The organism is Marinobacter sp. bablab_jr008 (assembly GCF_016464145.1).
GTDB lineage: Bacteria > Pseudomonadota > Gammaproteobacteria > Pseudomonadales > Oleiphilaceae > Marinobacter > Marinobacter nauticus.
Map to the genome: position 1 here is coordinate 1 of NZ_JACDWW010000018.1, position 22,933 is coordinate 22,933.

Here is a 22,933-nt window from a genome sequence, read left to right on the forward strand (position 1 = left end):
ATCACCAAACCCTTGATTACCAAACGCCCGATGAGGTGTACTACGGGCAACCCATATCTCTGGCAGCCTGAGCCAGGGAAACAACCGGATCATAGCTTAGGGACACCATCAGGTTGTCCAACTGATTGGGTCCACCTCAGAGGTTGAGGTTCAACTCACCTAGAATAAACCCTAAATTCATTTCCTATTTCTTACGAACGCAGGCCCATCAGGACTGGATGATGGCGGTTTGTGCATTCGGGGCGACCATGGCCTCCTTGAATCAGGACATCGTGAAACTAATTAATGTCCCGGTTCCGCCGATTGATATTCAGAATAAGATCGTGGGATTGCTCTCTGCCTATGACGACCTGATCGAAAACAACAAACGCCGCATCACCCTGCTGGAAAACATGGCCGAGGAAATCTACCGCGAGTGGTTTGTGCGGTTCCGATTTCCGGGGTGGCAGGAGGCGGAATTTGAGAAGGGGCTTCCTGCCTCATGGGCGGTGGCACAGGGCGATGATTTGTTTGAAGTCGTTAAGGGCAAGTCCTACTCCAGCGAAGAAATATCCGATCATTTGAATGGTGGCCGGCCTTTCATCAACCTCAAGAATTTCAATCGTGGTGGTGGATACAGAAGCAACGGTTTGAAATATTTCCGGGGTGAGTTCCGAGATCGGCAGCAGGTGAATCGTGGTGATGTTGTTATGGCGGTGACCGACATGACTCAGAACCGTGAGGTTATTGGTCGAGCGGCCCGTGTTCCATATTTGGGAGAAACCGACGGCATCATCTCTCTGGATGTTGTGAAAATATCGGCATTTTCCTGGCCTGATCTTTTTACCTACGCCCACCTGCGCTATTCCGGAATATCCGAAGCGTTGAAGGAGTTGGCCAATGGTGCGAATGTTCTGCACCTGAAGCCCGATCTCATTGGAAAACAGAAATATCTTGTTCCAGATACGCCGACAGTGGAAGAGTTCGTAAAGCTGGTTGAACCGTTTTATGAGCAAATAGAGAAATTAGAACAGCAAATCGATATGTTGGAGTATACGAAAAACCAGCTCCTCCCCCGCCTGATCTCCGGCAAACTCTCCGTGGAAAACCTGAATATCCAGTTTCCGCCTTCCATGCAGAGTGATAAGTCAGACAACGCCGCCGAAGCCGCCGCTTGAACCCTCAATGGCAATCAGACAAACTGTCACCAGATATTAATAAGTGGTGACAGTTTGTCTGACTCCGACTCTGCCCGATCCTCCCGGGCACAACTTCAAACCCTGTTCCGACAGCACGGCGGCCAGCTTCGCCTGAGCGAAGCGCTGGCCCGGGGCTATAGTCGGTACCAGTTCTATCAGCTTCGGGACGAAGGGGTGATTGAGCCGGTCAGCCGCGGCCTGTACCGGCTGGCGGCCCTGCCTCCTATTGAAAACCCGGATCTGGTGGCCGCCGCTACCCGTTTCCCCAATGCCGTGATTTGCCTGATTTCTGCGCTGGACTGGCATGGCATCACCACCCAGATTCCCCATCAGGTGCATCTGGCGGTGGAGCGTGATGCCCGCCTGCCGGTTCTGGATTATCCGCCGGTGGCCGGCTACCGATTCTCCGGCCAGGCCTTTAGTGCCGGCATTGAACAGGTAGAGGTGGACGGCATGAGCCTGCACGTCTACGACCCGGAGAAAACCCTGGCGGACTGTTTCAAGTTCCGCAACCGCATCGGCATGGATGTGGTGCTGGAGGCGCTGGAGCTTTATCGTACTCGTAAAACCTTTCTACCGGGCAAGCTGATGGAATACGCCAGAATCTGCCGGGTCGCCAATGTGATGGCGCCCTATCTGGAAGCCAAACGAGAGATGCCGGTGAAGGTCTTGTAGTACTCTCTTGTCGATTGAGTAAAAAAGGAATAATTTGTACTCATGGACGTGTTTGAATTTGACGGAACCAAAAGCCAGGCCAATCTGGACAAGCACGGCATTGATTTCGTGGATGCTCAGCAGTTGTGGAAAGACCCATATTTGCTGGAGATAAAAGCAAAGTGTGTGGATGAGCTCCGTTATCTTCTGATTGGCAAGATTGGGGGCAAGCACTGGTCGGCCGTTGTGACATACCGGGAAGGGCGTATTCGCCTGATTTCGGTCAGGCGTTCCCGCAAAAAAGAGGTTGAGCTTTATGAAAGCTAAAGATTTCGACAAGAAGTTTGATGACGCCCAGCAGGACGTTGTTGAGGATCTTGATCTGTCTTCTGCACGGCGCGTGAATCAGGAACAAAAGCGAATCAATGTTGATTTTCCGGCCTGGGTCGTAGAGTCTCTGGATCGGGAGGCCGCGCGTATTGGCGTTACCCGTCAATCTATCATCAAGGTCTGGTTGGTTGAGCGTTTGCAGGCGGAGGCAGCCAACAAGCCACTCAATCAGGACAATGCAGGCGGTGCCCACTAACGGAGCGGCAGAACTCCGGAGAATACCCACCCGGTCCATGGAGTCGGCAGGCCGATGGCTAGTTTTATTTCGGAAGACAATATCGAGCAGGCGCTGTTGCAGCGCCTTCAGCACATTCATGGCTTCAATGTGCTGGATTGCTATACCGCAAAGCCGGAAGAACTGAACGATGGCTCTCACCGTGCCGATAAGCGGGATGTGATTTTCCCGGTTGAGTTAAAAACCGCCTGCCTGGCATTGAATCCCGATATCCCTGAAAGCAAGATCGACGAAGCCATTGAACGAGTGATGAACCGGCGTGCGGCCATGTCTCCGATTGCTGCCAACCGGGAGCTGTATGACCTGATCCGGGATGGCGTGCCCGTCCAGTTTGATGATGAGCGGGGCATCAAACAGCACCAGAAAGTCCGGCTGGTTCATTTTGACGATCCGAAACAGAACCGCTGGCTGGCGGTCTCCCAGCTATGGATCAAATCCGTGGGTCAGGCCCCCAAGGCCGCCTACCGTCGCCCGGATGTCATTTTGTATGTTAACGGGCTACCCCTGGTCTTTATCGAGCTGAAGAACTCCAATGTGCGGCTGCGCAATGCCTTCGAAGACAACCTGCGCAGTTACCACCACGACATTCCCCAATTGTTCCACTGTAATGCATTCTGTGTGCTATCTAATGCCCTGGAAACCCGGGTGGGCAGCTTCACGGCTGGCTGGGAACACTTCTTTAACTGGTTCCGGGTGGAGAGTGAGAAGGAGGCGGTAAACCGTAAGGAGATTACCGAGCAGGCCACCAGCCTGGAGCACGTCGCGGACGGTTTGTGCGAAAAGTCCCGCCTGCTGGATTACGTCGAAAACTTTATCCTCTTCCACAAAGGCGAAACCAAGATCATTGCTCAGAACCACCAATTCCTGGGTGTGAACAACGCCTATGAGCGTTTCCGTAAACGCAGCGAATACGACGGCAAGCTCGGGGTGTTCTGGCATACGCAGGGCTCGGGTAAAAGCTTTTCAATGATTTTCTACGCCCGCAAGATTTTCCGGAAAGCGACGGGTAATTTCAGCTTTGTGGTGGTGACTGATCGACAGGATCTGGACGGGCAGATCTACCGGAACTTCCTCAATACGGAGACGGTTCGCAAAGAAGATGCAGCGCAACCGGCCAATGCCGAGGAAATGCGCAAGTTCCTGGGTCAGAACAAAAAGGTGGTCTTCGCCCTGATCCAGAAATTCCGGTACGACAAGGGGCGGAAGTACCCCCGGTTGTTTGACCCGGAAAAGGAAAACCGGGAAATCATTGTGATGGTGGATGAGGCGCACCGCACCCAGTACAAGAACCTTGCCGAGAACATGCGGGCAGGCCTGAAAGGTGCCCACTTCCTCGCCTTCACCGGCACGCCACTGCTGGGTCGTGATCGCAAGACCAACAGCTGGTTTGGCGATTATGTGTCCGAGTACAACTTCCAGCAGGCGATGGAAGATAACGCCACGGTGCCATTGTTTTATGAGAAACGGGTGCCAAAGGTACTGATCCAGAACGACGATCTGGGTGATGAATTCTACGAATTGCTCGAAGACGAAGATCTCGATGACGCCCAGCAGGAAAAACTGGAGAAAAAGTACGCCCGTGAACTGGAAGTGATCAAGCGGGACGACCGCCTGGATACCATTGCTCGCGACATCGTGTACCACTTTCCCCGCCGTGGTTATCTTGGCAAAGGCATGGTCATCACGCTGGACAAGTTCACCGCCGTGCGCATGTATGACAAAGTGCAGCAGCGCTGGAAAGACGAACAGAAACGCCTGCTGAAGCTGATCAAAGAATCGACCAACGAGGTCGAAAAGGCCCGTTATAAGAAGATCCGGGATTACATGAAAACGGTCGAGATGGCCGTAGTGATCAGTGATCCGAAAGCGGACGAGGAGAAATTCGAAAAGCAGGGCCTGGATATCAAGCCGCACATCAAGCGTCTGGAGCAGCTTGATGAGCACATGCACGATGTTGAGTATAACTTCAAAGACCCGGAGCACCCTCTTCAACTGGTGTTCGTGTGCGCCATGTGGCTAACCGGGTTCGATGCGCCCACCGTATCCACGCTTTACCTTGATAAGCCCATGAAGGGCCATACCCTGATGCAGACCATTGCCCGGGCTAACCGGGTGGCTTCCTATCGCGTCAAAGGCCACAGCGGTGATCTGGTCGAGAAGAAAAACGGCGAAATCGTTGATTACTACAACGTGTTCCGCAACATGCGCAAGGCACTGAAAGATTACGCGCAGGGCGCGGATGGCGAGGAGCCGCCGGTTCAGGAGAAGTCCGAGCTCTTCGAACTACTCGATGATGCGGTTAGTCAAACACTTGAGTTCTGCCGGGAGCGGGATATCGAGCTGAATTCAGTGTTTGAGAAGCAGGATACCTTCAAGAATATCGGTTTCTTTAACCAGGCGGCCGATACCCTCCTGAGTAACGACGACTGGCGCAAGCAGTTTAACGTGTACGAAAACACCGTGACGGCGCTGTATGAGGCATGCAAGCCGGAAATCTTCCAGCAGCATGATAATCAGCGGATTGCGGCAATCCAGTACCTCCGTGGCGTGGTGGATGCGCTGGTGGAGCAGGCTGATATTGATGAAGTCAGTCAAAAGATCTCGGAACTGCTGGACGAGAGCGTGGTGGTGGACAATGCCGAGGCTTTCAACATCAAGGAACACAGGGCGGAATATGAGATCGTCCAGAAGGGCCAGGGCTGGGATCTGAGCAAGATTAACTACGATAAGCTCCGTGAAGATTTCAGGAAAGCTGAGTACAAGCACATTGAGATTGCTGAGTTACGTGCCTTTATCGAAGACAAACTGCAGCAACTTCTGGAGCAGAACCACACCCGTACCGACTTTGCCCAACGATTACAGGAGATCATCGACAAGTACAATTCGGGGAGCTCCTCTGCAGATGCGTACTATGAAGATCTGGTCCAGTACGTTGGCAACATACGGGAAGAATCAGAACGGCATATCCGTGAAGGTCTCAGCGAGAATGAGCTGGAGATATACGACCTGTTGAAGAAGGACAAGCTCACCAAAGCCGAGGAGCAGAGGGTAAAGCTGGCTGCAAAGGATTTGATCATCCGGTTGTTGGAGGGCCATCCGAAAGTGTTGGTTCAGGATTGGTGGAAGGATGGTCAGACTCAGCGAGCTGTAAAGGCTGCCATTGAGGAAGTGCTGGATAAGGATTTGCCGGAAAGCTACGACCGTGTGGCTTTCAAAGAAAAGTGTGACAACGTTTTCGAGCTGGTCGTGGAGTTTGCGGCTAGTGGTCGGAAGTGGGTGGCCTGAGTTCCCCGGATTCTGTATTAAAGAGCATCCAAATGCCCCCTTCAAAATCGTAGCGCGCCTCAAGTGAGGATATGGTGGAGGGTGCAGGTGGCTCTTCTGCTGTACCCTCCATGCTCAAACGAAAGGCATCAAGCATATGAGCCGGTAGGTCATCCCACTCATCAGATGCAGCAAAACATCCGGGGATATCTGGTATCTCTGCACCATGGGCAGTTGTTTCATCGCCTAAACAAACATAAACAGGGTAAATCATTCGCGTGTTTTGCTAACAGACAATGAAGACAGAACTTCTTCGAAAATGTCATCCTGAGTACTGATGGTAATCCACGAAGTTGGATGTTTTGAGGTGGCGATAAATGCAGTGGTGTATCCATTGACAGCGACTGAGAAGCCGTAGGCGCTGTTACCCAAATCCAGCTGAACGACCTTGCCGGAGGATCCTTGCGCTTCATTAAATCCTTGCCTGACCTCGTCGACAGCGGTATCAAAATCTGGACTGGTTTCCATGGTCATCAACGAACCAACCATTGCGGAACCAAGCCAAAGCTGGGTTTCAAAAGGTTGCACATCAATCGTATTAAATCGACCACTACCGAGTTCAAAAGTCAGGTGATTGGAGGTGTGAAACTCAATGGGTGTCTGGCCAGTAGTAGCACAACCAGAGAGCAGGCTGACCAACACAAACCCTAAAGCGATAGTTTTCTGCATCAAACGGATCCCTGTTCAGTTCAAAGAGTCGAGAATAGGAGGCTTGAATTGAACCGCGCGAAAACGCTTGCACATCATGTTAATGCGTACGTTGACGAAAAGTTTGGCACCCATCTGGTCCATTGTAGATGTTGGCGCTGCTCACACTGCGCTCAAAAATCGGTGTATTGGTTCGGGGCGCTACCAGAAAACTGATGTTATAATGGCACTTTTCCATCTGGATTTTGTCGAAACCAAGCAGCCATATCCATGTAGATCCATCTCTTTAATTTTGTTTTTTGATGTCTTGAGGATTTTTTTCAACCAGCCCCTTGTTAGCATGGACGATCCGTCCAATAAGTTGACAATAAGTTCCCTCATATTAGCATTGCAATCCATGTTTGCAATTATCATGTCTTCAACTACATTAACGGTCCTATTGTTAAACTGGGACTTTCGGGATCGAATCGAAAGATCATCGCCCAGAGTTGCCGCTATTAAAATATAAAGCGCATCCTTTTCGCTAGTGGTCAGCATCTCAAATTCCTTCTGCTAAGCTAATAAACTCTATTTCAGTAATTCCTTGGGAATAAATTGATAATAGGTGGTCAGTTACATTGTTTTTTATTATAAATGCAATGCATTTCTCATCTTTGCAAGCGCTATAAATTTCAGTGTCAAATTTTGATATTATAGTGAGGTTATCAATTCCAAAAGAATGATCAATTTCGATGGTTGAGTTCTTGAGTATGTCGGCAGTTTTTTTATCAAGATCAGTTTTATCTTTTATATTAAAAAGATACTTTGGATAATCTTTTAGGTCGAAGTCACTTGGTAGAGACTCTAGCTCTTTTGTTATTACGATCCCAGAAATTAAATTGCCCTCGGGCCATCCTACTGATAATCCGTCAGCAGTGAAAACGGTGGATCCTGAAAGCAACTTTGTTGGAACCTGAAGGTTAAATTCGCCACTATAAGATATTGTGGTTTGAGAGGTTGCACACCCAGTCAATAGTATAGTTAAGGATAGAATCGCTCCAAATTTCATTGAGTACGTCCTTTTGGGTTAACTGTTAAAAGAAAATGGCAGGTTCGTGATTGCGAGCGGTGGTACTGCGGCGGTCTGGTTAGCCTAGTCCGATATGAGGGTGCCTCTTTCCTGCTCGCGAAATAGCTGTCAGCTATTACCCGTTGAAGACTCGGATTATTAATGAGTGTTTGAACGGGCAATACACAAACTGCTTTTCCGCCAAGATCTTATCGCACAGTAGTAAAATAAAGAACCGAAAGGTATTGCAGCATTTCTGGTTACTTCGGAGTTGAGGATCCCAAGGCCCTGAATCAAGGCCTTGGGTGACGCCGAATTGGTTAGGCTTCGACTGGGGCGCGCCAATCATCAGCGCCAGAAGTTCCAGCTACGGTGTGTTCCCAAGTAACTTTACGGTAGGACAGAGCAACGGTGACCAACTGAGTGAAGTCTGCGCTGCCAGGATCTTGGCAGTGAGGCATTTTGCAGTCGATATTAACGATAGTGGCATCTTCCAGAATGGTGGAGAAGAAGTGCTCCTGTTTGCCTTCTACCGAAGTGCGGTACCACTTGAGCTCTACCTTCGGCAGCATTTCGCCGGAAGCCAGGGCGTTGTACATCAGCGGGGTGGCTTTGTTCAGGGCTGCAGTAAACTCAAAAGGCTTATGAACGCGCTGTCCAGAAGGCTGGCCAGACTGAGGGTCTGTTGGGACCAAGACGGTGTGGCTGAATTCCTGGACCAGCACTTCGTCTTCATGACCTTCAACGTAGATGTTGCCTACGGAATCGGAAGTGAACGCGCCAGCGGTGATGTTACCCTGGGTTTGGCCTTCGATGCTGATATAACAAGGAGTTGGCATAGTCTGCTCCATGACAATGTTGTGAATGAGTGTCCCAAGGATGTTCCCTGGACGGCATAATAGATAACAATCGCCGTGCCAGTTGTTGAATGTATTGATATAACAACTAGTTACGTGGAGTTCGGGCAATGTCTGAGTGTCTTCGGGCAAGGCGTTGCTTGGCGGGCGGGCGAGCTTTTGCTGGCTGGGCAATAAATGGCCCGGGGCTCAGTTCCAGGAGCCACTGGCCAGGGAGGTTAATAGTGCCAGCAGGAGCAGGGCCGAGACGCCTTGCCAGAAACGCACCGGGTGCCGCTCCATGAGAGGTGGATGGTGTCGGGCACGCCAGTCTCGTCCGGGGTGTCGGAGTTCGTAGAGCAGTTCCGATAACGCCGGGTAGCGGCGATGGGGCTCCGGATGGGTAGCCCGGGCCAGGGTGGCATCCAGCCACGGCGGCAGGTCTTCACGCCAGGCCCTGGCGGGCCGGTATGTCAGAGCCTGTAGTTGTTTGCGAGTGCGGATGCGGGGTACATCGGTATGGTAGGGCAGGCGCCCGGTTAATAGTTGATAGATAATCACGCCCAGGGCGTACTGGTCCGACTGCCAGCTGCCGGGTTCGCCGAGAAAGAGCTCCGGCGCCGAGTAGAGGGCGGCTCCAACCGGATAGCAAGCGGCAGGCTTGCCCGCTTCTTCCAGACCGGCGACCCGGGTGGCTCCGAAATCGACCAGCATGGCGCGGCCATCCGGTGTGATCAGGACATTTTCGGGTTTCAGATCCTGGTGCACCATTTCCAGCCGGTGGAAGGCCCTGAGCCCCCGGATAATCTGCTCGGCCAGTTGTCGCACGGTTTCCAGATCTGGCTGCGGGTGATCAAGCATCCATTGCCGCAAGGTACAACCTTCTACAAAGTCAGTAGCCAGATACAGGCAACTTTGCGGACGCTCCGGGGCAAAGATGGCAACCACATGGGGGCTCTGAACGCGCTGGGCAATCCAGCGTTCAGTAACGAATCGCTCCAGCTCATCCGGATACTGCCGCAACTCCATCGCCGGGAACTTAATTGCGGCTTGCTTCCCGGACCTCTCATCCCTGGCCAGGTAAACGTGGCTTCGGCTGCTGATATGCAGGGCCCGGATGATTCGGTAGCCGTCCAGCACCTCACCGGGAGCGGGCTCGCGCGCGAATGGCAGTTCGCGATAGGCTTTCTGGGCGCTGGTGTCCTGTGTCCGAGAGGGTAACCGGGTTACCCGCAATACCTGGACCGTCAGGTTATCCTCACTTCCCCTTTCCAGGGCGAGTTGGGCCAGCGACCGGGCGGCGTGATCCAGATCGTCCCCGTTGTCGGCAAGGCAAAGGGTGATATCACCGGCCGAGAGCCGTTCGTAAACACCATCGGTCATCATCAGAAACACGTCGTTCCGGTGCAGGGCGAGACTGCGATACTCGATATCCAGTTGCGGGCTCAGTCCAAGAGCCCGGTTCAGGCAGCTTTCCTCGGCCGAAAGCCAGACCCGGTGGTCGGTTGTGAGTTGTTCCAGCGTGTTGCCCTGAAGCCGGTAGATACGGGCGTCTCCCACATGAAACAGGTGCGCCGTTGCGGATTTCAGAACCAGGGCACTGAAGGTGCAGACGTAGCCCCGGTCCTGGTCATAGCGATATCGGCTTTGTCGGGTCTGGGCGTGCAGCCAGGCATTGCTTGCCCTCAGCACCCGTTCGGCCGATTGTTTCACCGACCAGCTCTCGGGGGTTGAGTAGTAGTCGCTCAGGAAGCCGGCCACCGCCGCTTCACTGGCGATCTGGCTGACATTGCTGGAGCTGATGCCATCGGCGATTCCTGCCGCAATTCCCTTGCTGTGGCGCTGGTGATTGTCGGGTATCAGCAGGCCATGGAAATCCTGATTGGCGGGTTTCCGGCCGGCGCTGCTGAATTGTCCGGCTTCTATCGTGAGCTGTTCGCAGTTGGACATGAATATGAGCCACTGAAGCCCGCCGGTGTGTGCGGCACCGGCGGGGCCTTAGTGGTAATCAGGCGCTGCGGGCGCTGACGGGTTCGCGGTAGTCTGTTGTCAGGGTGCGCTTGGGTGCGGTGCGAACGTGGGTGGCGTAAAGCGTCAGCCCAGTGAAGGACAGGCCACCTACCAGGTTGCCCAGAACGGTGGGGATCTCGTTCCAGATGAAGTAATCCATGATACTGAACTCGCCGCCCATCATCAGCGCAAACGGGAACAGGAACATGTTGACGATGGAGTGCTCAAAGCCCATGTAGAAGAACAGCATGATCGGCATCCACATGGCCAGTACCTTGCCCTGGACCGTGGTGGAGATCATCGCGCCCACCACGCCCATGGATACCATCCAGTTACACAGTACACCCCGCAGGAAGATGGTGAACCAGCCAGCCACACCATGTTCGGCATAACCCAGGGTACGGGCCTTGCCGATAGAGGCAATTTTGTCCCCGACCACTCCGGCTTCGGTGTTGAAACCGTAGGTGAAAACAAAGGCCATGATGGTGGCAACCGTCAGGGCGCCGCCGAAGTTACCCAGGAACACCCAGCCCCAGTTTCGAAGGATGCCGCGGGTATCCACCCCGGGGCGTCGGTCGAGAAGGGCCAGCGGGGTCAGCATGAACACCCCGGTGAGCAGGTCGAACCCCATCAGATAAAGCATGCAGAACCCGACCGGAAACAGCAGTGCGCCGACCAGCGGGCTGCCGGTCTGTACGCCGACGGTAATGGCGAATACCGCCGCCAGTGCCAGGATGGCCCCGGCCATAAAGGCCCGGATCAGGACATCCCGGGTGGCCATGTAGATTTTCGATTCACCGGCGTCCACCATCTTGGTGACGAACTCCGAAGGCATGATGTAAGACATAGTGTGTTCCCCTGATCGCTTTCTGGTTATCTGGAGCCAACAAAAAACGGCGCCCTCATTGCCTGCCTGGTAGGGACAGGAATGAGTAGACGCCGTCGTCTGAACAGAATGTGCGCGGGCAGCCTGAATGAAGATGAACAGGCTATCTGCTGAGGATGTCTGAGCAGAGAGTGTGCCAGTGTTGGAAGCTTTCAGGGTTTGATTTAAAAATCAACAGGTTGAGTGGGGCGTCGGTTGCGGTTTGGTGCCTGCATTGCTGGCCAGCGCACCGGCAGAGTGCGCCCTGCCTTTCCTTGGTGCCTGGCAGGGAGTGAGTCAGCGCAGATTAAAACGGACTGGCAGAGCGTAGGTGAAGGACTTGCCGCGCATGGAGTCCGGCACGGCTGGCAGTGGCGCAGCTTGCGCCAGCATGGCCAAAGCAGCATCGTCCAGCAATGAGTGCCCGGAACTGTCGCGCAGCGAGTGTTCCACCAGCGAGCCATCGCGCCGGAACTCGAAGACAATCACCGGTGTACCCTCCTGGCCTAGCCGGCGGGCACGGCGAGGATACTCGTAATAGCGCGCCAGGTGCCGGCTGAGCTTGCTCAGGTAGCTGTCTACCTGTGATGACTGACCGGCATTCTGTAAAGGTACCGCGCTTTGGTTGGTGTTACTGTCCGCTTCTTCGCCCTGAGGTTGTTCTGGGCTTTCTGCCACGGCCTCGGTGGGACTGGATTCTGGCTCCTGCGGTGTGGGGGCAGGTTCTGGTATTGGCTCAGGTTCTGGTTCTGGCACGGGTTCAGGTTTCGGTTCCGGCTTTGGCTCTGGTTTGGGCTCTGGTTTGGGTTCTGGCTTGGGCTGCGGTTCTGGCTCTGGAGCCGGTTCGGGTTCCGGCGCGACCTCCGGTTTTGGCTCTACCGATTTCCTGCCGGCGAGATTGATCTTGATTGCGGGGGCGGTGTTCACGGCACTGTCACCCAGAACCGGCATCTCCAGGATTTCCTCGGGCGTGGCCAGGACCGCTGCAAGGGCGGTTGCGATCATGGCGATGATCAGGAACAGGGCCTTGGGTAGCCGACCTGCTGTTGTCATGTGGCAGGCTCCGTGAGCAGCAGAACTTCCGAATAACCGCCCTCTTCCAGAATCCTGAGCAAGTCCTCCAGCTCGGTCATGGTCAGGCTTTGATCCGCCGCAATCTTCAAGGGTACGTTCTCATCCGGAGCCGGAAGCGCGGCAAGCAGACTCTCGCGGGTCTGGTGCTTGCCTTCGACCTGCCATTGGCCATCGGCCTGAACCATCATGTCGGCCTCGGGTGCCTGCTGTTCCGGACTCTGCTCGGTACCAGGCAGTTCTGGCAGCGGTTCGTTGGTAAGTTGTCCCGCTACAATGAAAAACATCAGCAGCAGAAACACCAGATTGATCAAGGGCAGCAACGCATCTTCAACACGTTCCAGAAGGCCCTTGCCGGAGGTTGATGGAGGTGGAACCAGGTCTGTCATGAGTCAGGCGTGTTTGTACGCTTCCAGTGAGGTTCAATGCCGGCGTTATCCAGCGCACTGAGGGTCCGGGTGAAATGGGCCAGGCTGGTATCGGGCGTAGTGGCGAGATTGGCTTCGCTTACCCCTTCAGCGTTCAGCGTCGACAGCAGCTGCGCCAGGTCGAAGTCTTTCTTCTTCCAGCGTACCGTGCCATTGGCATTGACCCTGAGCTCTGGCAGGGGGGCGCCTGTGGCACTGCTCTGCTGGCCGGTATTGTTCGCCAGTTCCAGATAATCTACCGGTAACAACCGGGTGGTAAGCATAAAGAACACCAACAGGATGAACACCACATCGATCAGTGGTGTTATCCGGATGGGGATCGGGCGGTTTGGCCGGGGGTCAACCAGCTGCATGTGCCAGCCGCTGATTATCGCCGACCGAATAACTCCGGTCCGCCTCTGCTGCCCTCTCAGGGCGGGGCTCGGCTGCCGGTGTGGCCACGTCTGCCGCTGTGGCCGTTTCGTCGCCAGGCAACACGTTGAAGACGCTGACAAGGGCACTGTTGATGGTTTTGTGAATCCGGCGCAGACGGAACTCGATCCAGGCCGCCAGCGCCGCAAAAGGAATGGCCACTACCAGGCCTGCGGCCGTCGTGGTCAACGCTTCATAGATACCACCGGACAGCTGGCTGGCGTTGGCGCGACCATCGGTCGCCGCCATCGCGCTGAATGCTTCCATCATGCCCATTACGGTACCCAGAAGGCCCAGCAAGGGGGCCAGGGCGGCAATCACTTCGATGATTTTTAACGGTGCCTCGAAAGGTTCCAGCGCCGCTTGCGCATCCCTTACGGCGGTTTCCCTTACAGCACTGATATTCGGATTGCACTTGCTGGCTGTCATGGTGTTGACCAGCAGATGCATCAGTGGATTGGTACGCCCGAGCAAGCCAGCGTCGGCTCTGATCTTTTCCGGGGAAGTCTGGGCCGGGGATGCCTGCCATTGCTGAACCAGGTAGCGCAACTTCCGGGTAAATCGCGGGGCGTAGAAGGTTCCGAACAGCATCAGGTAGAAGAACGTGATCACGCCAATGGCGGCTATGGCGATCAGAACGATCATGACTGGACCGCCCATTTCGACCAGTTGGCCGAGTGGCCCGTGGTCGAACAGCGATGCGGAAGTGGCAGTAATGGAATCCATACAGATATTCCCGGCGAGACGAAAATAGACATAAATAATAACGATTATCAGTAGAATTTCAAGTCTCGATCTGACGTATCCGCCCGCCTTTGTTAGACTTTCGGTGACGTTTGCAACTATCTGGTGTTCATGATGGGCGCCCAGAGCCTGAGAGCCTGAGCAGCGGGAGTGATTGATTTGGTCAGAAAATGGTTCGGCAGCCTGGTAAACCGAGCCGTCGCCCTGGTAGTGGTGTTTGTGGCGACATCCGCGGTTGTCATTGCGGCCATCGGGTGGCTGCTCAGTCGGGCCGAGCTGGAGGACATGGCGTATGGTCAAGTGGAAACCATTGCCGGAATGGTCGCCAGGGAACTGGATCTGAAGCTGTCGGAAAGACTGGATGTACTGACATTGGTGGCCGAAGGCTTCCCCTCTACCGAGATCGTGCTGGAAAACCGGGCCCGGGTCCTGCTGCGTAATCAGGATGCCCTGCTCCAGCTTTTCGATGCCACCTTTATTCTCGATGCCGATGGTCGGTTACTGGCAGCTTCCCCGGCGTCGTATTACGTACCCGGTTTCAATGCCTCGCAGCGCCCCTACTTCACCGATCTGGTCAGCCGGATGTCGCCCATTATCAGCGCTCCCTACATTACCGTAATTGATGAGCAGCCCGGCGTTATGGTGGCCGCGCCCCTGTTTGATGCAAACCAGCGATTCATCGGCATGATTGGCGGGCTGATTCTGCTGCAGGGCGACAATTTCATGAGTGAATTTGCCAGTGTCCGGGTGGGCCAGACCGGCTATCTGCGCCTGATAACGCAAAACGGCATCGTGCTTGCTGATGGTCTGTCGGGAGAGGTGATGGTGCCCGTAAGCAAATCGTCCCCCTCTTTACTGCAGGCGATGTCCGGTTTCGAGGGCACATCCCACGATCATCCGGGCCGGAAAACCGGGACCATAACCGGCTATGCGCAAATGGCGCTGGTGCCATGGTTTGTGGCCGCTGTCTGGCCCGAGCGTGAGGCCTTTGCTCCGGCACTGAGGATGACCGGTGGCTTCAGCTGGGCGTTGCTGGCGGTAGTATCAATACTGGCGCCTCTGGCTTTCTGGATCTTCTACCGGTTGTTGGCGCCGTTGCGCAATCTCGGGGTTCAGATATATCAGCGGCACACTGGTGAACGGGAGGAGCCTGTTTCCGAGGTGGGCGGGTCGGAGATCCGCAACGTTGCCAAAGTCTTCAACCAGGTGCGGCAGGAACGGGATGAGATTTTCCGGTCACTGGCCGAACGCGAGGCCTTCTTCCGGTCCCTCACCAGCAATGCACCGATCGGCATCGTACACACGGATATCCTGGGCCGTATAGAGTTCGTGAACCCGGCGTTTCTGGATATTGTCGGGCGCCCCGAGGACTGGCTCCGCCATCGCTACCTGATTGAAACCGTCGCCAGCGAAGACCGGGACAAGGCCATGAAGGGGTGGCGCAATGTTCTGGTACGCCGCAGCTTTTTCAGGAGCCGGCTACGGTTGCTAACCCATCGTCTGCCCGGTCATGTCCGGGTGGATGTCATTACCTCGGTGATCGACCTGCCGGACCAGGCCATTGGTACCATTACTGCCGTCCGGGATGTGACTCAGGAAATGCGCTTTGAAAGGGCCATTCGCGAGGAACAGCAGCGGGCGGATTCGATTCTCGATGTGCTTCAGGAAGGGGTGCTGATGGTGGATACCGAAGGCGCTATCCGCTACGCCAACGGCGCCGCCTGCGGTTTTCTGGCGCTGGATGATGACTGTGTGGGCCATAACTTTTTCGAATCCGTCACCATCCGCCACGACAATGAAGAACTGGTTTACGACACTTTTCTGTCCGGAGAGGAAATCGACAACCGCTACGTGACCCTCGAAAACCTGGCTGGACGGATCTACGACATCGATCTGACCATGCTGCATCTGCGACGGGGCGAGCGGCAGGAACGGCTGGTGTTTGTACTCAGGGACGACAGTGAACGCAGGCGGGAAGAAGAACGATTATCCTGGGAGGCCACCCACGATGCACTGACCCAGTTGCTGAATCGGCGGGCGTTCACCGCCTCATTGCTCAAGGCGCTGGCGGATGCGCCCGGGCAACCGGTGCCTGCGGTACTGATGATGATCGACCTGGACCACTTCAAGCCAGTCAACGATGAAGGTGGTCACCTGGTTGGCGATGATCTGCTGAAGCGGCTGGCGGAGGTGTTCAAACAGGCCGTGCGTCAGTCGGATACGGTAGCCCGACTTGGCGGTGATGAGTTCGCCATTCTGTTGCCAGCCTGTGGTATGGCGCGTGCCGAAACCCTGGCTGAAAGCATCCGGGCAAAGGTGCAGGCGTTGAAGATCGAACACGACGGTCGCCAGTTTGGCGTCACCGTCTGCATTGGCCTGACGCCGGTTTCAGCCCACGACAACGGCCCGAAAGAGGTGATGGCTCGGGCTGATGAAGGCTGCTACATCGCCAAATCACGGGGCCGGAACTGCGTAGTATCGATTGCACTGCCGGACGAAGGCGACCGGCCTTAGCCAAGCCAGCCGGCAGAGCGCGCTGCCTGCCAGAGCAAGCGGAACGCCAGCAAGGTAAGTACTAGGTTGAAGGCGGTGTGGAACCACCGGTTATTGATGGATTTAAGCAGGTGTAATCCAAGCCAGGTGCCGGCAAAGCCGCAGGCGATCATGGCCAGAATAAAGAGCAGCCACTCCGAAAACACAAAACCGGCCACGCCGAATACCAGGGCCTTGGGGGCGTGCTGCAGGGTCATGGCGGTGCCAAAGGTGGCGACGGTGCGGAAGCGGTCGGTGTGAATCTGCTTGATAAACGCCGCCACCAGGGGGCCGGTAGCGCCCACGAACAGACTCACGAAACTGGTAATGGCAGAAGCGATAAACACGCCGAACGGGCCAAAAGAGGCCTTGGGCAACCCGGGGCCCCAGCACAGGTAAAGCACGAACAGGGCAATGCTCAGTTGCCACAGATGAGCCGGCAGATCGACCAGCAACCAGGCACCCAGTCCGGCCCCTGCCAGCACGCCTGGGGCGAAGGCGGCGATCACCTTCCAGTCGATATGATGCCAGGTCAGTATGGCCCGGCCACTGTTGGAACCGAGCTGGATCATGCCGTGCACAGGAATGATTGCCGCCGGTGGCAGCCAGGATGCCATCAGTACCAGCAGCAGGACACCGCCGCCGGCGCCCAGGGTGGCGGTTATCATGGAGGTAACCGCTGACGCCATCAGCAGGAACACAATCACGCTGGTGCTCAGGGCTTCAGGAAACACGATCAGGCTCATGGAACTCACTTTGGTATTGGCGTAAGCTCCTGAGTTTCCGGTTTATAACGGGAATGTCCAGGGGACTTTCGCCGAAGAACAACAAGCAGGGTTGCCAATGAAACCGTCCGAATATCTCCGTTACGATGCCACGGCCCTGGCCGATCTGATTCGCCGGGGTGAAGTCACCTCCCGGGAAGTGACCGAGGCCGCTATCGACCGTGCCAGCGCCGTGAACCCGCGCCTGAATGCCATCTGCCACCCGCAGTTTGCAGAGGCCATGGATCAGGATTTTCCTGCAAAGGGCCCCTTCGCCGGGGTGCCCTTGTTGCTCAAGGATCTGGCACAGGAGCAGGCCGGGCATCCCTGTACATACGGCAGCCGGGCTCTGCTGAAGAACGTCGCTACGCGGGATTCCCAGTTTGTGCGCCGTGCCCGTGAGGCAGGGCTGGTTTTTCTTGGTCGCACGGCAACCCCGGAATTCGGCCTCAAGGCCGTGACCGAATCGGCGTTGTGGGGCCCCAGCCGTAACCCCTGGGCTACCGAGCGCACGCCGGGCGGCTCCAGCGGCGGTTCTGGTGCTGCGGTCGCGGCTGGCATTGTGCCCATGGCGGGTGCCAATGATGGCGGTGGCTCCATTCGTATTCCGGCCGCCTACAATGGCTTGTTCGGGCTGAAGCCGTCCCGGGGTCGGATTTCGGTTGGCCCATACGCTGGCGAGGCCTGGACCGGAGCGTCCACCGATCATGTGGTTTCCCGGACCGTCCGGGACAGCGCCGCGATGCTGGATGTGCTGTCCGGTCCGGCCAGTGGCGATCCGTTTACTATCCCACAGCCATCGACCCCCTGGGCAGACCTGATGCAGCAGTCACCGGGCCGCCTCAAAATCGGCGTATTTACCTCGTCACCCTATGACACCGAGGTAGCGCCGGAATGCGTCGCCGCAGTTGAAGAAACGGCACGCCTGCTGGAATCCCTGGGCCACGATGTAGAGTATGCCCGCCCGGAGTTTGATGGGCTGGCCCTGGCCCGCTGCTACCTGGCGCTGTATTTCGGTGAGGTATCCGCGCTTATGGAACGCGCGAAAACCGAATTCGGCACCACCGATCGGGATTTTGAGCTGGAAACCCGGCTGCTGGGTATGCTCGGGCGCACCATGCCGCTGCCAGACTATGTTCGCCTGCGCCAGCAGTGGAACGATTTCGCCCGGGCCCTCGGGGCCTATTTCGATCGTTTTGATCTTTATCTGTGTCCCACCACTGGCCAGTTACCGGCCCGGATCGGAGAAATGGACACACCTGCTCACCTGAAGCTGGTGGCGCGACTTATGCTGGGCCTGAAAGCCGGAAAGCTGGTGCACAAAAGTGGACAGGTGGACCAGATGGCCCTGGAAAGCCTGGCCAGGACACCGTTCACCCAACTGGCCAACCTGACGGGAACGCCGGCGATGTCGGTACCCCTTTACTGGACCCGTGACGGACTGCCGGTGGGTGTGCAGTTCGGGGCGGGCCACGGTGGTGAAGACCGCCTGCTGCAGGTTGCTGCTCAACTGGAAGAGGCCAATCCGTGGTTCAGTAACTACGAGCGCCTTGAGGATGCTTTCTGAGGTGGAAGAAAAAACCTTCTCCGGGGGTTGTGATCCGCGGTGACCAACTCCACGTTTATCTTTCCATGTGGAACAGGCTATGCTGTTAGTCAGGGACACCGGTTCCTGACCACCCTGATGGCATCGAGGAGGCGAGCATCTTATGAACCAATCGATGGCAATCGACGATCTGGTATCCGTAGCGCAGGCTGAAGCCATGGGGGAACTGGACGCCCCGATGATGGCGATTGTCCTGTCCAGTGATCAGAGCTACGACCTTCCCATCAACTCACTGGAGACCGATGCCGACAAGGCTCGCTGGGGGCTTATTCTGAGAGCAGCCAGGGAACATGTGGAGGCCGACGCGGTCGCGGTGCTCTATCCGGCCTGGACCACCATCCGCCGTAAACCGGCCGAAGGCCAGCCCGAGCCTGAGCAGGCGGCGACTGATGACGACGCCCGGGATGACGATAATGGCCCCATCGATACCCTGTTCGTTCAACTTCACACCCGTGATCGCATCTACTGGCGGGGTTTCGAGCAGATCCGCGACCCGCGCCACCAACGCATTATCGGCTTCCGCCGGATCAAGGCGCTGTCTACCGACTACGACCGAGATAACGCGCCGTCCGTGGCCTCCTGGCTGAGCACCCTGTTTGAGCCACTGCCGGATGAGGGCGAGGAAACCGACGTGGATCGGGAACTGGCGGATCTGTTGGAAGAGCCGGAAGTCAGTGCGGCGTTATACCCAAGGCAGATGCGTTCACTGCACTAACCTTTCTTGATGACAAAGTGCTCGCGCCACTCTTCGGTGCCGCGGCCACCTACCTTGCGCGGTACCAGTAATTCGCCGGAGCGGTCAGTCATCAACAGGGCTACGCGCTGCATGCCGATGGCCCGGTGAATCCCCTCAATCACCAACTGGCAGACCTCATTGATGTCCGGTTTTTCCGCCAGGGCCTGGGTTAGCTCCCGCAGAATCTGCAGTTGCAGGTCGGAGTCCATGGCCGGGGCATCGGGGCTGACTCCTGGTTGCCCGGCAGCAGAGCGGTCACTTGCGGGATGCCCAGAGAAACCGCCACTTTGGTGGCTTCCAGGGCGTGCTCGGTGCGTTTGGGCATCAGACAGCGGGCCTGTACCGCGGCGTGAATCGCCCTGGCCAGGCATCGCAGCAGGTGGGAGCGATCATTGCGTTTAAGCAGGGAATCGACAATCAGAGACGAAATTGCCATGGACTTCACGGCATCAAACCCGATCAGGGTAATGGCCCGGCTGACCGTGCTGACCTGGGTGCGGGTCTGTCAGGTACCTTTTGGTGTAAGGGCAACTACCCACCTGCCGGCCACCGGGCGGGATTCGGGTTTGCCCCCTGAATAGGCTATAATCGCCGGTTTTAACGACGCATCTGCAAGGCACTGATCGTGATTGTATTTGACCAGGTAGAAAAGTCGTACCAGGTGGCTGGCCGGGCGATCCCCGCGCTGCATCCCACCAGTATGACCATCGAGACCGGTGAGGTGTTCGGCATCGTCGGCCACTCCGGCGCGGGCAAATCGACCCTTGTCCGACTGATCAACAAACTGGAACCCTCCACCGGCGGTCGCATCCTGATCGACGACGAAGACATCACCCGCTACAGCGCCGCAGAGTTGCGGGCGTTCCGACGCAAAGTGGGCATGATTTTCCAGCATTTCAATCTGCTGTCGTCCAAGACGGTGGCTGACAATATTGCCTTCCCGATGAAGCTGGCGGGCATTTATTCCAAGGCTGAAATTCGCAGTCGGGTGGATGAGCTCCTGGCTCGGGTAAGCCTGAGCGATCATGCCAACAAATATCCGTCCCAGTTGTCTGGCGGCCAGAAACAGCGGGTAGGCATTGCCCGCGCTCTGGCCTGCAGACCGACTATTTTGCTGTGCGATGAAGCCACTAGCGCCCTGGACCCACAAACCACCCAGTCGGTGCTAAAGCTGCTGGCGGACATCAACAAGGAACTGGGCCTGACTATTGTGCTGATTACCCACGAGATGGATGTGGTGCGCCGTGTCTGTGACCGGGTGGCGGTGATGGATGCCGGCCGTGTGGTGGAAATGGGGCCAGTCAGTGAAGTCTTTCTGCACCCCCAGCACCCGACCACCCGGGATTTTGTGTTCGAAAGCGAGAATGTCGATCGGGATGAGCTGCAGGAAGATCTGCAGAAAGCCGAGGGTCGTATTCTGCGACTGACGTTCAAGGGGGAATCCACGTACAAACCGTTGCTTGGCAGTGTTGCCCGGGAATCCGGTGTGGATTTCAGTATTCTTTCGGGCAGGATTGATCACATCAAGGACACGCCTTACGGCCAGTTGACCCTGTCGTTGGTGGGCGGCGATCTGGAGGTCGCCATGAAAGCGCTGGAAGCCGCTGAAGTTCATGTGGAGGTGGTGCGCTGATGGAAGCCTTGATGGAAAGCCTTATGGGGAACGTGGACTGGGCCGAAATTGGCTGGGCCAGTTGGGATACCCTGGTGATGGTGGGCATGTCGCTGTTGTTCAGCGTATTGATTGGCTTGCCAATCGGTGTGCTGTTGTTCCTGACCGGCAAGCGTCAGTTGCTGGAACAGCCGGTGGCCTACGCCATCCTGTCGTTTATTGTGAACGTGCTGCGCTCTGTGCCCTTCATCATCCTGCTGATTGTGATGATCCCGTTCACGGTAATGCTGATCGGCACCTCCCTGGGTGTGGCCGGCGCGATTCCGCCGTTGGTGGCCGGTGGTGCTCCGTTCTTTGCCCGCCTGGTGGAAACCTCCTTGCGGGAGGTGGACCGGGGCATTATTGAAGCAACCCAGGCCATGGGTGCGAATGTCCGACAGATCATCTTTGGTGCCTTGCTGCCGGAGGCACTTCCCGGCATTATCGCGGGCATTACGGTAACGGCCATTACTCTGGTGTCTTACGCAGCCATGTCTGGCGTTATTGGTGGCGGCGGCCTTGGCGACCTGGCGATCCGATTCGGTTACCAGCGGTTCCAGACCGACGTCATGGTGATTACTGTGGCCCTGCTGGTGATCTTTGTGCAGGTGTTGCAGATGGCGGGCGATCGCCTGGTCCTGTATTTCAGCCGTAAATAATTAACGCAGGAGATTTGTTATGAACCTGAAGAAAACTCTGGTGGCTCTGGCCGCTGTTGCAACCTTCTCGACTGCTGCTTCGGCAGAACAACTGTCCGTAGCCGCGACTCCGGTACCCCACGCCGAGCTGCTGGAATTCGTGAAGCCGGCCCTGGCGGAACAGGGTGTAGAGCTGGATGTGAAGGTGTTCACCGACTACGTGCAGCCCAACATCCAGGTTGATCAGAAGCGTATGGATGCCAACTTCTTCCAGCACCAGCCGTACCTGGATGAGTTCAACAACGGCCGTGGCACCAACCTGGTGACTGTGACCGGCGTTCACGTGGAGCCGTTCGGCGCCTACTCCAGCAAGATCGAGTCTCTGGACGAGCTGAAAGAAGGTGCGGTTGTAGCCATCCCCAACGACCCCACCAACGGTGGACGTGCTCTGCTGCTGCTGCAGAAAGCGGGCCTGATTACCCTGAAGGACGAAAGCAAGATCACTGCGACCCCGCGTGATATTGCAGACAACCCCAAAGACCTGGACTTCAAGGAACTGGAAGCGGCGACCCTGCCGCGTATCCTGAACCAGGTGGACCTGGCGCTGATCAACACCAACTACGCGCTGGAAGCGGGCCTGAACCCGTCTGAAGATGCTCTGGTGATTGAAGGCTCCGAATCTCCTTACGTGAACATCCTGGTCGCCCGTCCGGACAACAAGGACAGCGAAGCCATGCAGAAGCTGGCCAATGCGTTGAAATCCGATGCGGTGAAGGATTTCATTATGGAGAAGTATGAAGGTGCGGTTGTTCCGGCGTTCTGATCGGAACGGAGTGCCTTCAGGTGTTCTCAAGCATAAAAAAGGGCAGCCATTTGGAGGCTGTGTAAAAACACGATTTACATAGCTTCTGAGCAGGCCCACAAAGTGCCTCGGACATCGTCCGGGGCATTTTTGCTTTCAATCAGCCTATATTTACAGGCAATAAAGAGGCCTAAGCGCCTCAAGCCAGCCTTGCCAGCATCCCCTTCACGCCCAGCACGTTGATCGCCCGCATCAGGTTGTAACTCAGCACCCCCAGACTGTATTCACTACTGGCAGAACTCAGACCCCAGCAGGTAAATCTCCCTTTATTCAGCATTCTCTTGAGTGTAGCGAAGGTCGGC

Annotated in this window: 25 protein-coding genes; 11 read left to right on the forward strand and 14 right to left on the reverse strand. The window is 56.2% G+C overall.

Translation table 11 applies throughout. The features are described from left to right. Positions 1-143: 143 nt before the first annotated feature. The 5 genes from JIF53_RS00300 to JIF53_RS00320 are packed head-to-tail and all read left to right on the forward strand — an operon-like array spanning position 144 to position 5,742. Complete coding sequence (locus tag JIF53_RS00300; RefSeq protein WP_228285425.1) at positions 144-1,157, forward strand: restriction endonuclease subunit S; 1,014 nt, start codon at positions 144-146, stop codon at positions 1,155-1,157. A gap of 54 nt (positions 1,158-1,211) precedes the next feature. Further along, positions 1,212-1,853 (forward strand): type IV toxin-antitoxin system AbiEi family antitoxin domain-containing protein, encoded by a 642-nt coding sequence (locus JIF53_RS00305; RefSeq protein WP_228285422.1) that lies wholly within the window; start codon positions 1,212-1,214, stop codon positions 1,851-1,853. Between the two features lie 42 nt (positions 1,854-1,895). After that, positions 1,896-2,159, forward strand: coding sequence for a BrnT family toxin (locus JIF53_RS00310; RefSeq protein ID WP_199451561.1), 264 nt, complete (start codon positions 1,896-1,898; stop codon positions 2,157-2,159). Continuing rightward, positions 2,149-2,418: a type II toxin-antitoxin system BrnA family antitoxin gene (gene brnA, locus JIF53_RS00315; protein ID WP_199451562.1), complete on the forward strand. Its 270-nt coding sequence runs from the start codon at positions 2,149-2,151 to the stop codon at positions 2,416-2,418. The genes JIF53_RS00310 and brnA overlap by 11 nt, the downstream gene beginning before the upstream one ends. 54 nt (positions 2,419-2,472) lie before the next feature. Further along, on the forward strand, positions 2,473-5,742 hold the full coding sequence (locus JIF53_RS00320; protein ID WP_199451563.1) for a type I restriction endonuclease subunit R: 3,270 nt from the start codon (positions 2,473-2,475) through the stop codon (positions 5,740-5,742). On the opposite strand, the gene JIF53_RS19715 is transcribed toward JIF53_RS00320, so the two are convergent. The 11 genes from JIF53_RS19715 to JIF53_RS00375 form a co-directional block, all read right to left on the reverse strand. After that, complete coding sequence (locus tag JIF53_RS19715) at positions 5,717-5,995, reverse strand: type II toxin-antitoxin system HicB family antitoxin (RefSeq protein ID WP_199451564.1); 279 nt, start codon at positions 5,993-5,995, stop codon at positions 5,717-5,719. The genes JIF53_RS00320 and JIF53_RS19715 overlap by 26 nt on opposite strands. Next, the gene (locus JIF53_RS00330; protein ID WP_228285423.1) at positions 5,992-6,450 is read right to left on the reverse strand and encodes a hypothetical protein; all 459 of its coding nucleotides are present in this window, start codon (positions 6,448-6,450) and stop codon (positions 5,992-5,994) included. The genes JIF53_RS19715 and JIF53_RS00330 overlap by 4 nt, the downstream gene beginning before the upstream one ends. A 180-nt stretch (positions 6,451-6,630) precedes the next feature. After that, positions 6,631-6,966 carry a hypothetical protein gene (locus JIF53_RS00335; protein ID WP_199451565.1) on the reverse strand — a complete coding sequence of 112 codons (336 nt, stop codon included), beginning with the start codon at positions 6,964-6,966 and terminating at the stop codon, positions 6,631-6,633. A gap of 1 nt (position 6,967) precedes the next feature. Beyond that, positions 6,968-7,477: a hypothetical protein gene (locus JIF53_RS00340; RefSeq protein WP_199451566.1), complete on the reverse strand. Its 510-nt coding sequence runs from the start codon at positions 7,475-7,477 to the stop codon at positions 6,968-6,970. Between the two features lie 320 nt (positions 7,478-7,797). Continuing rightward, positions 7,798-8,316, reverse strand: a complete 519-nt coding sequence (locus JIF53_RS00345; RefSeq protein WP_199451567.1) for an Hcp family type VI secretion system effector — start codon at positions 8,314-8,316, stop codon at positions 7,798-7,800. 207 nt (positions 8,317-8,523) lie between these two features. Then, positions 8,524-10,263 carry a bifunctional protein-serine/threonine kinase/phosphatase gene (locus JIF53_RS00350; protein WP_141066760.1) on the reverse strand — a complete coding sequence of 580 codons (1,740 nt, stop codon included), beginning with the start codon at positions 10,261-10,263 and terminating at the stop codon, positions 8,524-8,526. 58 nt (positions 10,264-10,321) lie between these two features. Beyond that, positions 10,322-11,170, reverse strand: coding sequence for a formate/nitrite transporter family protein (locus tag JIF53_RS00355; protein WP_113879592.1), 849 nt, complete (start codon positions 11,168-11,170; stop codon positions 10,322-10,324). A 315-nt stretch (positions 11,171-11,485) separates the two neighbouring features. Continuing rightward, positions 11,486-12,241, reverse strand: a complete 756-nt coding sequence (locus tag JIF53_RS00360; protein WP_199451568.1) for a TonB family protein — start codon at positions 12,239-12,241, stop codon at positions 11,486-11,488. Next, positions 12,238-12,648 carry an ExbD/TolR family protein gene (locus tag JIF53_RS00365; RefSeq protein ID WP_022993429.1) on the reverse strand — a complete coding sequence of 137 codons (411 nt, stop codon included), beginning with the start codon at positions 12,646-12,648 and terminating at the stop codon, positions 12,238-12,240. Before JIF53_RS00365 ends, JIF53_RS00360 begins: the two co-directional genes overlap by 4 nt. Then, positions 12,645-13,040: an ExbD/TolR family protein gene (locus tag JIF53_RS00370; RefSeq protein ID WP_014420161.1), complete on the reverse strand. Its 396-nt coding sequence runs from the start codon at positions 13,038-13,040 to the stop codon at positions 12,645-12,647. Before JIF53_RS00370 ends, JIF53_RS00365 begins: the two co-directional genes overlap by 4 nt. Then, positions 13,027-13,824 (reverse strand): MotA/TolQ/ExbB proton channel family protein, encoded by a 798-nt coding sequence (locus JIF53_RS00375; protein WP_141066763.1) that lies wholly within the window; start codon positions 13,822-13,824, stop codon positions 13,027-13,029. The genes JIF53_RS00370 and JIF53_RS00375 overlap by 14 nt, the downstream gene beginning before the upstream one ends. Positions 13,825-14,001: 177 nt before the next feature. On the opposite strand from JIF53_RS00375, the gene JIF53_RS00380 reads away from it, so the two are divergent. After that, on the forward strand, positions 14,002-16,356 hold the full coding sequence (locus JIF53_RS00380; protein WP_199451569.1) for a diguanylate cyclase domain-containing protein: 2,355 nt from the start codon (positions 14,002-14,004) through the stop codon (positions 16,354-16,356). On the opposite strand, the gene JIF53_RS00385 is transcribed toward JIF53_RS00380, so the two are convergent. Further along, the gene (locus JIF53_RS00385; RefSeq protein ID WP_141066765.1) at positions 16,353-17,120 is read right to left on the reverse strand and encodes a sulfite exporter TauE/SafE family protein; all 768 of its coding nucleotides are present in this window, start codon (positions 17,118-17,120) and stop codon (positions 16,353-16,355) included. The two genes, JIF53_RS00380 and JIF53_RS00385, sit on opposite strands and share 4 nt — an antisense overlap. A gap of 97 nt (positions 17,121-17,217) precedes the next feature. Here JIF53_RS00385 and JIF53_RS00390 point away from each other — a divergent pair, with 97 nt between their 5' ends. Then, the gene (locus JIF53_RS00390; protein ID WP_199451570.1) at positions 17,218-18,705 is read left to right on the forward strand and encodes an amidase; all 1,488 of its coding nucleotides are present in this window, start codon (positions 17,218-17,220) and stop codon (positions 18,703-18,705) included. Positions 18,706-18,847: 142 nt separating this feature from the next. After that, positions 18,848-19,459 carry a hypothetical protein gene (locus JIF53_RS00395; RefSeq protein ID WP_011783800.1) on the forward strand — a complete coding sequence of 204 codons (612 nt, stop codon included), beginning with the start codon at positions 18,848-18,850 and terminating at the stop codon, positions 19,457-19,459. Here the strand turns inward: JIF53_RS00395 and JIF53_RS19350 are convergent. Next, complete coding sequence (locus JIF53_RS19350; protein WP_228285424.1) at positions 19,456-19,689, reverse strand: hypothetical protein; 234 nt, start codon at positions 19,687-19,689, stop codon at positions 19,456-19,458. The genes JIF53_RS00395 and JIF53_RS19350 overlap by 4 nt on opposite strands. Further along, a complete protein-coding gene (locus JIF53_RS19355) occupies positions 19,650-19,925 on the reverse strand; it encodes a hypothetical protein (RefSeq protein WP_323127130.1) in 276 nt (91 codons plus the stop codon). The genes JIF53_RS19350 and JIF53_RS19355 overlap by 40 nt, the downstream gene beginning before the upstream one ends. Positions 19,926-20,105: 180 nt before the next feature. On the opposite strand from JIF53_RS19355, the gene JIF53_RS00405 reads away from it, so the two are divergent. From JIF53_RS00405 to JIF53_RS00415, 3 genes are read left to right on the forward strand one after another with little or no spacing between them, the layout of a single operon-like run. Then, a complete protein-coding gene (locus tag JIF53_RS00405) occupies positions 20,106-21,113 on the forward strand; it encodes a methionine ABC transporter ATP-binding protein (RefSeq protein WP_014420170.1) in 1,008 nt (335 codons plus the stop codon). After that, positions 21,113-21,790: a methionine ABC transporter permease gene (locus tag JIF53_RS00410; protein WP_014420171.1), complete on the forward strand. Its 678-nt coding sequence runs from the start codon at positions 21,113-21,115 to the stop codon at positions 21,788-21,790. Before JIF53_RS00405 ends, JIF53_RS00410 begins: the two co-directional genes overlap by 1 nt. 19 nt (positions 21,791-21,809) lie before the next feature. Next, complete coding sequence (locus JIF53_RS00415) at positions 21,810-22,592, forward strand: MetQ/NlpA family ABC transporter substrate-binding protein (protein WP_199451571.1); 783 nt, start codon at positions 21,810-21,812, stop codon at positions 22,590-22,592. Positions 22,593-22,933: the final 341 nt, after the last annotated feature.